Source organism: Nostoc sp., from assembly GCF_036919675.1.
Taxonomy (GTDB): domain Bacteria; phylum Cyanobacteriota; class Cyanobacteriia; order Cyanobacteriales; family Nostocaceae; genus Nostoc.
On record NZ_JBALCP010000100.1, the window covers coordinates 82,423 to 96,256 of the forward strand.

At 40.6% G+C, this 13,834-nt stretch carries 12 protein-coding genes and 1 tRNA gene; 6 read left to right on the forward strand and 7 right to left on the reverse strand.

Annotated elements, in window-relative coordinates; genetic code table 11:
* Positions 1–18: 18 nt before the first annotated feature.
* From V7K49_RS21650 to V7K49_RS21660, 3 genes are all read right to left on the reverse strand, one after another.
* Complete coding sequence (locus tag V7K49_RS21650) at positions 19–1,308, reverse strand: glucose-1-phosphate adenylyltransferase (RefSeq protein WP_335067801.1); 1,290 nt, start codon at positions 1,306–1,308, stop codon at positions 19–21.
* Positions 1,309–1,923: 615 nt separating this feature from the next.
* The gene (locus V7K49_RS21655) at positions 1,924–2,235 is read right to left on the reverse strand and encodes a hypothetical protein (protein WP_335207384.1); all 312 of its coding nucleotides are present in this window, start codon (positions 2,233–2,235) and stop codon (positions 1,924–1,926) included.
* A 51-nt stretch (positions 2,236–2,286) separates the two neighbouring features.
* Positions 2,287–5,808, reverse strand: a complete 3,522-nt coding sequence (locus tag V7K49_RS21660; RefSeq protein WP_335207387.1) for an nSTAND1 domain-containing NTPase — start codon at positions 5,806–5,808, stop codon at positions 2,287–2,289.
* A 146-nt stretch (positions 5,809–5,954) separates the two neighbouring features.
* On the opposite strand from V7K49_RS21660, the gene V7K49_RS21665 reads away from it, so the two are divergent.
* Positions 5,955–6,326, forward strand: a complete 372-nt coding sequence (locus tag V7K49_RS21665; protein ID WP_335067798.1) for a CU044_2847 family protein — start codon at positions 5,955–5,957, stop codon at positions 6,324–6,326.
* Between the two features lie 43 nt (positions 6,327–6,369).
* On the opposite strand, the gene V7K49_RS21670 is transcribed toward V7K49_RS21665, so the two are convergent.
* Together V7K49_RS21670 and V7K49_RS21675 are read right to left on the reverse strand one after the other, a co-directional pair.
* Positions 6,370–6,669 (reverse strand): hypothetical protein, encoded by a 300-nt coding sequence (locus V7K49_RS21670; RefSeq protein WP_335207389.1) that lies wholly within the window; start codon positions 6,667–6,669, stop codon positions 6,370–6,372.
* A gap of 114 nt (positions 6,670–6,783) precedes the next feature.
* Positions 6,784–8,511 carry a S8 family serine peptidase gene (locus tag V7K49_RS21675; protein WP_335207390.1) on the reverse strand — a complete coding sequence of 576 codons (1,728 nt, stop codon included), beginning with the start codon at positions 8,509–8,511 and terminating at the stop codon, positions 6,784–6,786.
* A 900-nt stretch (positions 8,512–9,411) separates the two neighbouring features.
* On the opposite strand from V7K49_RS21675, the gene V7K49_RS21680 reads away from it, so the two are divergent.
* On the forward strand, positions 9,412–10,884 hold the full coding sequence (locus V7K49_RS21680; protein ID WP_335207392.1) for a glycoside hydrolase family 13 protein: 1,473 nt from the start codon (positions 9,412–9,414) through the stop codon (positions 10,882–10,884).
* A gap of 78 nt (positions 10,885–10,962) precedes the next feature.
* Here the strand turns inward: V7K49_RS21680 and V7K49_RS21685 are convergent, their stop codons facing one another.
* Positions 10,963–11,382, reverse strand: coding sequence for a fasciclin domain-containing protein (locus V7K49_RS21685; RefSeq protein WP_334797858.1), 420 nt, complete (start codon positions 11,380–11,382; stop codon positions 10,963–10,965).
* 164 nt (positions 11,383–11,546) lie between these two features.
* Between V7K49_RS21685 and V7K49_RS21690 the strand changes: the two genes are divergently transcribed.
* From V7K49_RS21690 to V7K49_RS21705, 4 genes are all read left to right on the forward strand, one after another.
* Complete coding sequence (locus V7K49_RS21690; protein WP_273767371.1) at positions 11,547–11,783, forward strand: DNA-directed RNA polymerase subunit omega; 237 nt, start codon at positions 11,547–11,549, stop codon at positions 11,781–11,783.
* A gap of 23 nt (positions 11,784–11,806) precedes the next feature.
* Positions 11,807–12,415 (forward strand): hypothetical protein, encoded by a 609-nt coding sequence (locus V7K49_RS21695; RefSeq protein WP_335207394.1) that lies wholly within the window; start codon positions 11,807–11,809, stop codon positions 12,413–12,415.
* A gap of 49 nt (positions 12,416–12,464) precedes the next feature.
* Positions 12,465–12,830: a DUF1818 family protein gene (locus tag V7K49_RS21700; protein WP_335207396.1), complete on the forward strand. Its 366-nt coding sequence runs from the start codon at positions 12,465–12,467 to the stop codon at positions 12,828–12,830.
* Between the two features lie 50 nt (positions 12,831–12,880).
* Positions 12,881–12,954 (forward strand) — tRNA-Pro (locus V7K49_RS21705).
* Between the two features lie 91 nt (positions 12,955–13,045).
* Here the strand turns inward: V7K49_RS21705 and V7K49_RS21710 are convergent.
* Positions 13,046–13,771 carry a hypothetical protein gene (locus V7K49_RS21710; protein WP_335207397.1) on the reverse strand — a complete coding sequence of 242 codons (726 nt, stop codon included), beginning with the start codon at positions 13,769–13,771 and terminating at the stop codon, positions 13,046–13,048.
* Positions 13,772–13,834 lie beyond the last annotated feature (63 nt).

Here is a 13,834-nt window from a genome sequence, read left to right on the forward strand (position 1 = left end):
GTTTCTCCTAACTAACTATCAAATGATTGTTCCATCAGGAATTACAGCATTTTTCAGCACCACGACGATACCACTACGGATATAGAAACCTTGACTTTCGCGGTCAGCTTCTTGCACATTATCTTTATTGATAATTTTGACATCGTGACCGATACTGGCGTTTTTATCGATGATCGCACGGCGAATAAGTGAGTCAGTACCGATACCTACGGGAATGTCACCTTTTTCTACGTTACATTGGCGTTCTACAGAAGCTTGATAAAAATCTGCACCCATGAGTAGGGACTCTTCAATAACGCAGCCAGATTCAATCCGCGATCGCACTCCTAATACTGAATGTTGAATGCGGCAATTCTTCAGAATACAACCTTCGCCGATAATTGATTCTGTGATGTGGCAATCTAAAAGTTTAGTCGGAGGTAAGTAACGAGGGCGGGTATAAATTGGCGCTTCTTCATCGTAGAAACTAAAGGGTGGCTGGGGTTGCTGAGTTAGGGCTAAATTTGCGTGATAAAATGCTTCAATTGTTCCAATATCTTCCCAATAATCATCAAACAGATAAGCTTGAACGTTGTAATCCTTAGAAGCATCAGGAATAATTTCTTTACCAAAATCCGTCCGTTCTAAAGATTCTTTCAACAACTTGATCAAAACATCTCTTTTAAAGACATAAATCCCCATTGAGGCGATGTAAGGCTGTAATTTGGCCTGTTCTTTCGTCAATCCCAGGATACTGGTATCAACGCGCATTTTGGTTAAGGCTTCACCTTTGGGTTTTTCGCTAAAATCAATTACCCTACCAGAATCGTCAATTTTCATCAAGCCAAAATCCGAGGCGCGGCGCTCATCGATGGGGATGACTGAAAGAGTAATATCAGCACCCGTTTCTCTATGGCGCTGGATAAAATGGCGATAATCCATGCGGTAGAGGTGATCACCGGAGAGGATCAAATATTCGTCTACATTCCATTCTTCCAACAGCCACAGGTACTGACGCACAGCATCGGCTGTACCTTGGAACCAGTTAGGGTTTTCTAGGGTTTGCTGTGCAGCTAGCACTTCCACAAAGCCTTCGGTAAAGCCAGTAAAGTTGTAGGTACGGGCGATATGGCGATTCAAGGAAGCTGAGTTGAATTGTGTCAGGACATAAATTTTGAATATTTCGGAATTTATGCAGTTACTGACTGGGATATCGATTAGGCGATACTTCCCCGCTACTGGTACTGCTGGTTTAGCGCGTAGTTTCGTTAGGGGATAAAGCCGAGTACCCGCGCCACCACCAAGAATCATTGATAATACTTTTTTCACAAAATTTCTCCTGACTGCCTTTCAACTCTCATATTCAGTTTAGGACTGTATGTGGCAGCTGGTAAGGGGGAATCGTAGATTCTCAGGGATGAATTTTACAGAATGCTGTTGGTGATGGATAGTGCGGCTGATAAGGAGATAAATAGAGCATTTGTATTAATTTGTCTGAGGAATGGGGTGCGATCGCTATTGAAGTTTAAACTAGTTCGCGGTGCGAAACTCAGAACGCTCACTCTATGAAGCCTAAAAACCAAGGTTTTAGTTCCTTGAAACATCTTAAATCCGTATCCTTATTTTTTGGAAATTTAGTTTCGCACCGGGAACTAGTCTAAACTCCAGTCCCTACGTAGGAGTTGTAAACAAACACTTTAGTAACTTTCAATTTTTACAGACATAGGACTTACGCAATAACTCTCTAAAACCCTCTTTATTTTGTCTCCTTTACGGTTCGTTTTTTCATAATTTTGCGTAAGTCATAAGACAATTCTGATGTTGTATATGGAAGCTTATTTTTGAGAATAATAGGTGATAAATTCTAATTCAAAAAATTGGCAGTCTATTGTTTCAATAGATGAGATTAGTCTGCCATTTGGAAAAGTATGTATGTTTAATCTACTAAATTTCCTCATCTTTATATATTTTATCTATCAATTCCATTATTTTGTCAATTTTTTTTAAATAGTTAGTAGTATTAGAAGATTTGGAAACAAAATCATTTACTATTTTTAATATTCTAATTATTTTTATAAGTCTATGTTGACAGCACTCTGAATCATTTGGATCGCATCCTATACAATCTTGGTCTAATATCATTTCCACTCTTTCTTTGATTTTTTCCCTAGCTATATCTTGATTCTTGTTGTCATCTAGATTTTCAACAGATATTGTCATTTCCAAAATAATTGTAGCTATTGTCTCAATATTCATCGGTTTTTTCTCTTTACTAAAAAGAATGGAATAAGTCAAATTTTATCATACTTACATATAAGCTTTACAAGTTTTTTGTATATTTAAAAAATTTTGTGTATCTTGTTTTAAGATTAATTTATTATTTATATACATATATAAACTATTACAAATAGACAAAACTAGATTTTTCTTTTGCTCATCAAATTTTTGGGGTATGTAATATTCACCAATAAACCACAATCTAACAGTCGTATCTGCACTAGAAGAAGCAATGAAGTTGTTATTATCTGGGATAAAACTAACTTCTTGTACACCACTTCTGTGGGCTTTAATAAATTTTAACAAATTCCCATCTTTATCCCATAATTTAATAATACCATCTTCTCCAGCAGAAGCAATTATTTTACCATCGTTACTCAAATTTATATTATTTAAATAACCTATATGCCTAGTTTTGAATGTTTTTATAGGTTGTCGTTTGTCTGAATTCTCTAGATTTTTTATACTCCAAATATATATTTCACCACTATAATCACTTGATACAAGAATATTAGCTTTAGGGGAAAATTTTACGGAACTAAGTAGCCCTGGCGGGTTATGTTTTCCAAAAATTATACTCTTTTCGGTTTCTCTGTTCCAAATCTTGATATTATTATCACTTGTAAAGGCAATATTCTTTCCATCAGGCGCAAAATCTATACGTCTAATTAAACTTTCATTTACATAAGATTTAAGAAAATTACCATTTTTTACATTCCAAAGAATTATAGATTTGTCCCTACTGGCAGAAACAAGATATTGACTATCTGGGCTAAATGCTATGTCATACACAGCATCTTTATGACGATTTAGAGTTCTTACATATTTACCATCTTTAGTCCAAATAATGATTGTATGATCAGCACTAGCTGAGGCTATAAGTTGATTATCAGGGCTAAATTTAACACTATAAACCCTATTCGTATGCATAGCCATATTTGTGATTAGTCCTCCATTGATATCCCAAAGTTTTACGATACCATCATAACTAGCAGAAGTAAGTTTCCTCCCATCAGGACTAGAGTTAACACTAGTAACTAAGTCTCCATGCCCTTCCAGTCTGTTTCGCTCTCTTATCTGAAGAATTATTTGCTGTATCTCATTCAAATATTTTGGATTTGTAATTTGCTCTAAAGCTTTTAGGCTCTCTATTAAAACCTCTAGCTGCTTATTACCATCGATTAGATCTTTTGACGTTCTTATTACTCCTAAAGCAGTATTTACTTCCTGTTGTTTAACTTCTAGTTGCCATCGTTGCGCTAATATCAAACTAAAAATAGCAAGGACTCCTACTGCGATCGCCAGCCTAGTTCGTTGTTTTTGATATTTAGCACTTGCCTCTGCCTCTTTTGCTCTTGCAGCTTCCGCTTTAGCTTTATCTTCTGATGCCATAGCTTTTTCAATTTCGGCTATGGCTCTAGCTTCTGCTTCTTTTTGTCGAGACTCTGCTAATTCTCTAAGTTGACGTTCCTGCTCTAATTGAGCTTGAATTTGTCTGTCTCGCTTCTCCAAGCTTTTGTGCAAAAACTCTATTTCTTGTGGCGTAAGTCTGGGCTGAGTCTTATTCACCCACTCAGAAATTACAGCCAAGTTTGCACCCGCCAACAGTGCATCATCCGATTTATTAAATCTTTGTACCCATTCCTGGCAATCTTCCTCTAAAGAACGACTCAGACGAATATTCTCCAGATTTTCAGTAATCCAAGTATTTAATAATTTCCACTCAGATAAAAGTGCTTCATGAGCAACTTCTACAGTATTTTTATCGGTGATAATTAAACGTTGTTGAGAACCTGCCAGTAATCCTATAACCCTTTGCAATTGTTGGGGAGAATCTGCAACTACTTCTAATCTCTCCCAGCTAGCACGCCGCCGCGTCACTTCTCCAGCTTCACCCAACTGTACTAATTCCATAAACAAGCAACGCGCAAAGGCTTGATCTACAGTTGTTAAACTTTCATACAAAATTGTCGCTCGTTTGTCTAAAGCTCCTTTAACTCCGCCAATTTCCTCATAACCTTTATGAGTTAAAAGCGGTTCTGGCGATTCCGGTTCTTCAATGCAAACTCGCCACAATTCCTTAAGCGCATATTGCAGTATGGGTAATGCACCCGGACGGTTGACGACATCGGCGGAAATTTGCGAAACTAAACCACGCTCAAAATTCACACCATGCAATTTTGCTGGTTTTTCTATTGCTTCTTCTAACTCAGCAAAAGACATCGGTGTGACGATGAATGATGTGGGAGGAATATTATTAATAAGAGTTATAATTTCTCGATAGTCAGCACAACGATTTAAGAAATCACCGCGAATTGTCAAAATTATCCGCGTTTCTCCCTCACCCTTTTTTACTTCCTGTGCTACTAAGCGGATAAAAGCTTTGCGTTCCTCATCGTCTTGACAAAGAGTAAATATTTCTTCAAATTGATCGATAAACAATAGATGTGGCCGATTTTGCTGCTGTTGTCGAGTCAAAATATCAACAAGCTTACCTAAAGGATGCTCTCCTGGTGTAAAAGATGCGATTTCCCATTCACTGCTTCCAGGGAGGCGATCGCCTTTCAGTTGCGGTAACAAACCGGCTTTCACTAAAGAAGATTTACCACTACCTGAATAGCCAATTACAGCCAGAAATCGACTCTCTGCTAAACGTGAAATTAGTGTGCGAACTGCTTCATCTCGTCCACAAAAATATTGCGCTTGTTCTGATTCAAATGCATAAAGTCCCCGATAGGGATTTTCCTGATTGAAAGCAATTTTGACTACTGTAGGAATATCTAATTGGGGATAAGTTACCAAAGTAATCGAACGTCCCCAACCCATGCGAATCGGCTCCTGTACGGAACCTTTCAATTCGTTGCTGACAAAATCAAACAAGCGATCGCCACTAATTCGCCTACTATTACCTGCATTTTCTGCTGTTAATCCCTTAACAACTGCACCTGTGAAAATACTATATTCTTCACTCTTAATCACTCCGGCACGTTCAAAGCCCCGACACGCTGTAATTAAGTAATAATCTTTTTGCGAACTGAAAGCGTTAAGAGTTCTTTCTATTAACTGTCTTTCCAGGAAATAGCCGCTATGACAGCAATCGAGTAGCATGACTAAACTACTCAATTGCGAATCTCGAATTAAATCGTTAAGGCTATCCAGTGGAATACCATATTTTTGTTCAACATTTTCGTTTTCTTTAAATTCAATCTGACAATCGGAACTTGCCAAATATCCCTTTTGTTGTCCCAAATTGTCGGAAATGGTAAAACCGTGTCCGCTAAAATAAATCAGCGCTTCATTATTAGCAGCTTGCTCTAGTAAAAACGTTCTCAAATCTTGGCCAAGTTGAGCGCCAGTAACTTTTTGCGCTGCCATTTCATAGCCGTTTTTATCTTTATTCCAGCGCTGCGGTAGTCTTTGCACAGACTGGAAATCACCATATTGCTCTAAGAGTTGCGCGATCGCCTCAGCATCATTTGTAGTCTTCGACAAACGCGCTAATGATGGGCTGAGATACTCGGCGATGCCAATAACAAGCGCGTATCGTGCCATTTAACACACCTTGGGTTGGTAAATGCGATGATAATCTTGACAGACACAATAATGGCTGTGTTACTAGAAACAACACCATCTGTTATTTTTCTGCAAGCAAGCTGAAATTTATTCAGATACGTTACAAAACTTAATTGAGGTAGCCCATGTCAGAAGTACAGCAACTATTTTTCCAAGCAGACGGGGAGATTGAGCAGATTGAGATTAACGTCACAGCCACCGAAATAACTCAGGAAATTCAGCAGGATGACGATGGCATAGAATACAAGGATGTGCGAACAGATGCGATCGCTCGGATGCAACAAGCTCGCCAAATGATTCGCTCTTATACTATCTATGCTCTTAGTGCTTTTAAAGACTTCAATACTGCTGAGATTGAGGAGGTAAAACTTACATTTGGCATTAAGTTGGGTGGCAAAGCCGGCATTCCTTACATTACTGAAGGTTCAGCTGAAAGTAATCTGCAAATTGAGGTGAAGTGTAAGTTTCCAGAAAAACAAAAACCTGATTTACAGTAACTGCAAAAAATTATCCGCGCAGTGTAGGGTTAGGCAATGCCCATTAAACACCCAACTTCCCTATATTGATTCTCTTATTAACCAAATGTAATTGCTGCGATCGCTTCAAATACTTCACCCAAGGTTGCTCTGACAATTGGGAAATGGCATTTTGTGACAGTGTAGCCGTAAAAATATCTTTGCCAGTGGTAACACCACTGACGCCTAAACTTTCTAAAACAGCAGTTGCAGCAGAGTCTAAAATTGGTTCAGTATGGATGAAAACCTCCAAACTAGTTTCTTCTGGGTCTTGAACATCATTCAGCCCTGTAGCAAGAGCGGCATCTAGTTTCTGATAATTCATCAGCAATTCCTTGATAAAAAGGGTAGGCAATAATTCCCTACCCTAACTTATCAAATTTATAGGTTTTTATCGCCTACCCTTGTACAGAAATAATATCCACCTTTTTCAGTCTAATTACAGATTTAAAGCATTAATCACTCCATAACCCCATTTGTGATCAAATGTACCTGCGGGTTTTCCGGGAATGGCACTATTTTTGCGTAGCAAGTCTTTCACAGCAGCCGGATCAAGTTTAGGATCTCGCTGCAACAGCAGTGCCACTAATCCACTAACCAACGGTGTCGCCATACTCGTACCAGCCTGAACCACAAACTTGGAATTAATCATCGATGAGCGGTCAAAACTGGCATCGGCGGAAAGTGTGGAAACAATCATCGCTCCTGGTGCTGCTACATCGGGCTTGTGTCCATCATTCCGTAGAGGCCCTTCACTACTGAATTCCGAAATAGTATCCAATTCTAACCCCATTTCTCGCACTTGGTGATCAATATCTGTGTACGTGGCTTTAGTAGTATAGGCGGCAACTGTAACTGCACTGCTGGCGGCTCCTGGCGAACCAATTTTTATCGCATCTTTCACACTTTTACCTGTGAAAAACACTGACGAAGTGTCATCTAATGTCCACACATTTAAACGTGTGTCAGTTGAAGAAGTGTTGCGGACTCGCAGCTGCCATACACCTCCCATTACTGGGGAGGGGCCATTACCACGTATTTGCACAAAGAAATTATGGTCGCCGTTGGCTTGATCTGGCCCTGGTGTCGCTAATTGCACCCGTGCATCTGGTAATTGGTAATCTTGTGCAGGATTACCGTCAATAATTATTTTTTGGAAGGGGGTGACAAAACCGTTAGGACTCCGCACAGACACTTCCAATTCGCTATCTTTGGAATACCAAGCGTTTAACCAAACTATGCCTACTTGATTCAAAGGAACATTAAAGCGCATACCACGAGTCCGGCCACTGGGTATCGTCGCTTGTCCATGAATATTGGCGTTCCCTTCGTTACCCGCAGCACAGCAAACAATTCTTCCAGGGCCAGTTTCGGCGTCAATGACTTTGGATAAGGAGTCGCTACCATCATGGGGGTCAGCGTGTCCACCCAAGCTGAGATTCACCACTGCTGGACGTCCCAACTCTCTAGCAACTCGGAAAATGTAACGGACGCCATCAGCAATGTGGGCATCCTGTAAATCTGATCTAACGACAACTAATTCCGCCTCTGGTGCTACACCACCATAGGTAGTATCGGCACCGGCGGCAATTCCAGCAACATGAGTCCCATGACCACCAGTATCCTGAGAAATTGTCAGTTGCGCTGCCGTAAATTCACCTCCATAGCCGCCCTCTGTGACTCCTGGGCCTGGTAGTGTTTGATCCCAAATTTGTAAAATTCGTCCAGCAAAGGCGGGGTGTTTCGGATCAATGCCACTGTCTATAATGCCGATGATTACTCCTTTACCAGTCAGTCCGGTTTGGTTCTTAAACTCCGGTAGTTTGATTTTTACCAGTGCAGTGTCCATCCTCAAATGAAGTTTGCGTGATGGCTTAATCCGCTGGATAACATCTTCTTCAGATAAGACATCTAAACTCTCTATTGGTAAGAAAGCTGTCCGCACACTTCCAGAATTCTGATTTACTTCAATATTATATTGTGATAGATAACTCAAGTCTGCATCATGGTCGCAGTAAATAAAAACGACGCTCTTAGTTGGCTTTACCGGGCTTTTGTGGGCAGTTATCCCAAGCGATTTTTTGTGTTGAATTAAAGCTTGTCCTCCTTCATTTTGATAGTCTTGAAATGCCAAAAGTAGTCCGGGAGAAAGTTTTTCGTGTCTCATTTTTACCTCAAATTTAATTTATTAGCTGAAAGTAAAGTAGTTTACCCTGATAAGTCGCTCTAGGATTAATGCAGACTATGTAGTTTTTTGCCTTGATTATTTGATGCGACTATAGTTATCTATTTTTTTCCTAGATAACATCAAATAAGCTTAGGAGGCAGGGTAAGCGCATCTAATTTTGTAGTTATTGATACAGACAAAAAGCTTAAAACTTTGTCTAAATATCGATTTTTCATTCAAAATAGAACGAATTGTCGTAAATGATTGAAAAAACATGAGTGAAATAGCTTTTTAGGTTTTTTAATCACATAAAGATGGAAATGTCAATCCCACCCCTTGACTCAGTGTAGTAATTTTGAACTTATTTGTGTTTTGGGTGAACCCCAAAACTACCGGATCAATAGGGTTTGAGATGCGCTTACCCTGGCTTAGGAGGCGGGAAGTTATTCCTAAAACAATTGCTAATTCATAACTCATATTCATAAATTATGTCTCCCTCATAGTGATTTTCTCTGGCTCGTGAGACATCTTTGAGCAGCCGCATCTAAGAATTACCCAAGACTGGGGTCAGTGGGAATTTTTCTGAAGCTATTAAACTAATCCAGTGTCTGCCTAAATGATTACGGACAAAGTAAATGAAATAAAATTAAGAATAATTAAGTAATAAATCAAAAAGATAAATTTAATAAACATTAAACATTAACAAATTGTAGTCAGAATAGTTAATAGCGATTATCTACGAGGTTGATCCAGAATAAGGGGATTTTGCCCCTTGTTTCAAAAAGAATTGGTATAAATCGTTAATGACTACTGAGAAATCACAGATTTTCTATCATAAGTAAGAGCCATAAAGAAGCTAATATTTGCAACGATCGCTTCTGAAGGTACAAAAAGTTATTCATGCAAATTCAAACACCAGACTGGGTAAAACACGCTGTTTTCTACCAAATATTTCCAGATCGCTTTGCCAGAAGCAAACAGCCGCGCAAACGGCTGCTGCGTGAAGCCCGTTGGGAAGATTGGGACGCTATGCCAACACTCCAAGGTTATAAAGGCGGCGACTTATGGGGCATCATGGAGGGTTTAGACTACATCCAGGATCTGGGAATTAACGCGATTTACTTTACACCCATTTTTCAATCCGCTAGCAATCACCGCTATCATACCCACGATTATTACCAAGTTGACCCGATGCTGGGGGGTAACGAGGCTTTTAAGGAATTGCTCGACGCAGCCCATCAACGGAATATCAAAGTCGTTCTGGATGGGGTGTTTAACCATTCCAGCCGTGGCTTTTTCTTTTTCCACGACGTTTTAGAGAATGGCCCCCATTCGCCTTGGGTAAATTGGTTCAAAATTGAAGCCTGGCCTCTTGCACCCTACACTGGTGAATTTCCCGCAAACTACGTAGGTTGGGGGAGAAATCGCGCCTTGCCAGAATTTAACCACGACAATCCAGAAGTACGGGAATACATTATGGAAATTGCCGAATATTGGATTAAATTCGGCATCGACGGTTGGCGGTTAGATGTACCATTTGAAATAAAAACTCCTGGCTTTTGGCAGGAATTCCGCGATCGTGTTAAGGCAGTCAATCCCGAAGCTTACATTGTGGGCGAAGTCTGGGGAGATTCTCGGGAGTGGTTGGATGGAACGCAATTTGACGGGGTAATGAATTATCTATTTGCCGGGCCAACAATTGCCTTTGCGGCTGGCGATCGCGTAGTCTTAGAACAAGTCCAAAGCCAGGACTATCAACCCTACCCACCCTTATTTGCTGCTGAGTATGCCACTAAAATCCAGGAATTACTGGAACTTTACCCTTGGGAAATTCAGCTAACTCAACTCAATTTGCTCGCAAGTCACGATACAGCCCGATTGATGACTATTGCAGGCAGCGATAAAGCTAGCGTGGAATTGTCAACTTTACTGCTACTCACCTTTCCCGGTGCCCCCAGCATCTACTATGGTGATGAAGTTGGTTTACCTGGTGGCATAGATCCAGACTCACGTCGTAGCTTTCCTTTAGAAGCCAAGTGGGAGCAAAAAATTTTCAATAGTCACCGTCAATTAATTGCCCTGCGTCACACTTACCCAGCGTTGCGTACAGGTGATTACCAAGTCCTCCATGCTCAAGGACAACTTTACATCTTTGCGCGAACTTTGGGGACAGAGGAATTGATAATTGCCATCAACGCTGGCACAAGTTCGGCAACAGCGAATGCAGATGTCGTCAGTTTGCGTACTCAACCCAACAAGCTGTTATATGGCACTGCTGAGGTTGAGTGGAATGGTGAAGCAGAAACTCAGCAATTATCATTAACTCTTCCTGAACGCAGTGGGTGCATCCTGGGAGTAGGGAGTAGGGAGTAGAGAAGAAGCAGAGGGGCACAGGGGATAGGAAAGCGGAAAGACTTACTGCAACTTCTCCCCTGCCTCATGCCTTATACATTAGCTTCCCGCCACCATTGCAGGCATCAACACCCCATCAATAATATGGATCACGCCATTGTCTGTCAAAATATCTGTTTTGAGGACATTGGCGTTATTTACCTTAAATTTGCCGTCGGCAGATTCAATGGCTACAATTGACCCCTCAAGCGTCGCTGCCTCATTAATCTGTACCAAGTCATCAGACCGAACATCCCCACTAACGATATGATACGCCACAATTTTCTTGAGCTTGGGGATATCTTGTAGTAGCGAATCTAAAGTTCCCTCTGGCAGATTGGCAAAGGCTTCATCAGTTGGTGCAAATAGTGTAAAAGAACCAGGACTCTTCAGAATTTCTATGAGATTTGCAGCTTCCGCAGCCTTTACCAGGGTATTGAAGTTTCCCGCGTTGACAGCAGTTTCTAAAAGGTCAGCCATAAGGGTGTGTGACTTTAGTTAGGTAATATTATAAGTAACTTAACTTATAAAGTGATTAAAACATTCTCAACCTCTATCAACAGAGAGGTTGCTAGCGATTAAATACACAGCAGCAGATTTCTCAGGACTGCTACACTGGGGAATGACCCCAAGAACCAGTAATTATGCTAAAGCGTTCTAAGTTCGAGACAACTCAGTCTCAGATTATGCACCGGGCTGAGGAGCTGATTGGTGCAGCCTCAAATCGTTACCGGATTACGGTTCAGGTGGCAAATCGTGCTAAACGTCGGCGTTATGAAGACTTTGAAAGTAACGAAGATGTGATGATGAAACCAGTGCTAAGGGCAATTATCGAAATGTCCGATGAATTGACTCAGCCAGAGATTATTGGTGAAATATAAAAAAAGACTTTAGAGAAGGTAGGATGAGCAAAAATTTATCGTTCATTCAACCCCGACTCAAGCCCTGGCAGACACTCACTGCCTTAATGGTAGTGGGTGTAATTGTTTTGAGTTCAGGGGCGGGCAAATCAATACATACAAATTTATTTAGCATCCAACCTGCGATCGCTCAGAGAATCACTCCTGGCGATGTTTGGCAGAAAGTATATCAGCAATTGCCAAATTTACCACGGGAAAATAAGTATATCAGCAAAGAAAATGGAAAAGTTGCCGAAAACAACACCTTAGTAAATCGCCTGATTAAATATCACATTTATACCAAAGGGCGTGCCCCAATTTATCGCTTAGATTGGAAGCTAACTTTAGCTGATTACCTGGGTGCGAACGAAATTATCTATGATACTAGCTATCCAGGAAATGATTCACTACGCGAAAATCCTCTAGAAGGCGATCGCAAAGCCATCACCCGGCTCACCCGCAGCCAGCGAGATGCTCTAGTGCAAGTCTTAGTCAATATATTTAATCCTACTTCTCAAAATACCCGATCGCCTAACTCGAATACCACAGCCAATCCTAGTACATCAACTACCCCACAGCCACCCCAACGAGGAGGTGCCGAATTACTGAAGTAATGGGAAAGTTATGAGTTGTAAATTAATAACTCCTAACTCTTAACTTTTTATGGAACGCGTTGTAAAAAGCGGATCTGGCTGGCGTATTGGCTGGAAACCTGATGCACCTGAATTTAAAGGTCTAGTCGGTACAGATGATTGGGCAATTGAGTTAACCGAAGCTGAGTTGAATGATTTTTGCCGTCTGCTAGCTGTGCTAGTAGACACGATGAAGCAACTCGCAACTGAATTGATGGAAGAGGAAAAAATTGCTTGTGAAGCTGAAAGCGATTTATTATGGATAGAGGTGGAAGGTTATCCTCATGCTTATAGTCTGCGCTTTATGTTGAATACAGGGCGGTGTGTAGAAGGTAAATGGGATGCTTCTGCTGTTCCAGATTTACTACAAGCTACTGGGATGCTTAAAGTTTTTTAAATTTGCCTCTTGATTATCCGAGAGTTTTGCTATATAATAGTAATTCTGACCGGGGCGTAGCGCAGCTTGGTAGCGTGCCACTTTGGGGTAGTGGAGGTCGTGGGTTCGAATCCCGCCGCTCCGATTGATGATAAGCCATGCCTGCTAGTCTTTTTAAAAGATTGGCAGGTTTTTCAATCATGTCTGCCAGATGATACCAAATCTTTAGGATAAAATCATTCCAAAGCTTCACTACAAATAATAATTGGAATTGGCACAGACAGCGTAGGTAAACTATTATTATTTAGCAATTCGCGCATATTATGTTGACGGTAAATTTGCACCAATTGATTAAACAATTCCTGACCGATAAAACCATTACGTCGCAGTATATTTAACTCTCGGTTGATTACTTGAGTCATGGAACTGCGAAACGCTTTTTCCAGAATATTGATTTGACCTTTTACTTCTTCGTCTGTAATTAATTTAAAAAATATTCTCCGTGAACTGAGAATATAACGTTGTCCCTGAGTCAAACGCTGGTTAAATTCCCGTTCTGCTTGGCGATGCTTCACTTCTTCTGCAAATTGACATTTGACACGCATCACAGCAGAGTTATGTTCTTTGCAAACTGTTAAGGTGGGAGTAATAGAATCAGCTTTAATTGCACCCAAAATGCGGGGGATATCCCTAGAAATTATATTTCCCTGATTGTCTAATAAAAACAACTGCTGATAACCTTTGATATCAGGTCGATTGGGGTCTGAAGCTTCACAAAAAACGTATGTCCCCTTCTGCTGGATAGAGAATTTAGCTGTACGAATACCATGCGGTAAACTAGCAATCCGCTCAAATTCACCGGGGTCTTCTTTCTGTAGTTTTCTGAAAATTTCTTCAGCTTCATTTAAATCTAAGAAATCCTCTTCTTCAGTTGAGTCGATGGGGGATATTATTCCCCGCACCTCTCAGTTAAATCTGGGCGTGCGGCTTTCACCGCACCCAGCTTCCGATGTTCTTAGCTTGCG

Coding starts and splice junctions, on each gene's coding strand:
- V7K49_RS21655 (WP_335207384.1), bottom strand. CDS start 2,235: ATGAATATTGAGACAATAGCTACAATTATTTTGGAAATGACAATATCT.
- V7K49_RS21660 (WP_335207387.1), bottom strand. CDS start 5,808: ATGGCACGATACGCGCTTGTTATTGGCATCGCCGAGTATCTCAGCCCA.
- V7K49_RS21665 (WP_335067798.1), top strand. CDS start 5,955: ATGTCAGAAGTACAGCAACTATTTTTCCAAGCAGACGGGGAGATTGAG.
- V7K49_RS21670 (WP_335207389.1), bottom strand. CDS start 6,669: ATGAATTATCAGAAACTAGATGCCGCTCTTGCTACAGGGCTGAATGAT.
- V7K49_RS21675 (WP_335207390.1), bottom strand. CDS start 8,511: ATGAGACACGAAAAACTTTCTCCCGGACTACTTTTGGCATTTCAAGAC.
- V7K49_RS21680 (WP_335207392.1), top strand. CDS start 9,412: ATGCAAATTCAAACACCAGACTGGGTAAAACACGCTGTTTTCTACCAA.
- V7K49_RS21685 (WP_334797858.1), bottom strand. CDS start 11,382: ATGGCTGACCTTTTAGAAACTGCTGTCAACGCGGGAAACTTCAATACC.
- V7K49_RS21690 (WP_273767371.1), top strand. CDS start 11,547: ATGCTAAAGCGTTCTAAGTTCGAGACAACTCAGTCTCAGATTATGCAC.
- V7K49_RS21695 (WP_335207394.1), top strand. CDS start 11,807: ATGAGCAAAAATTTATCGTTCATTCAACCCCGACTCAAGCCCTGGCAG.
- V7K49_RS21700 (WP_335207396.1), top strand. CDS start 12,465: ATGGAACGCGTTGTAAAAAGCGGATCTGGCTGGCGTATTGGCTGGAAA.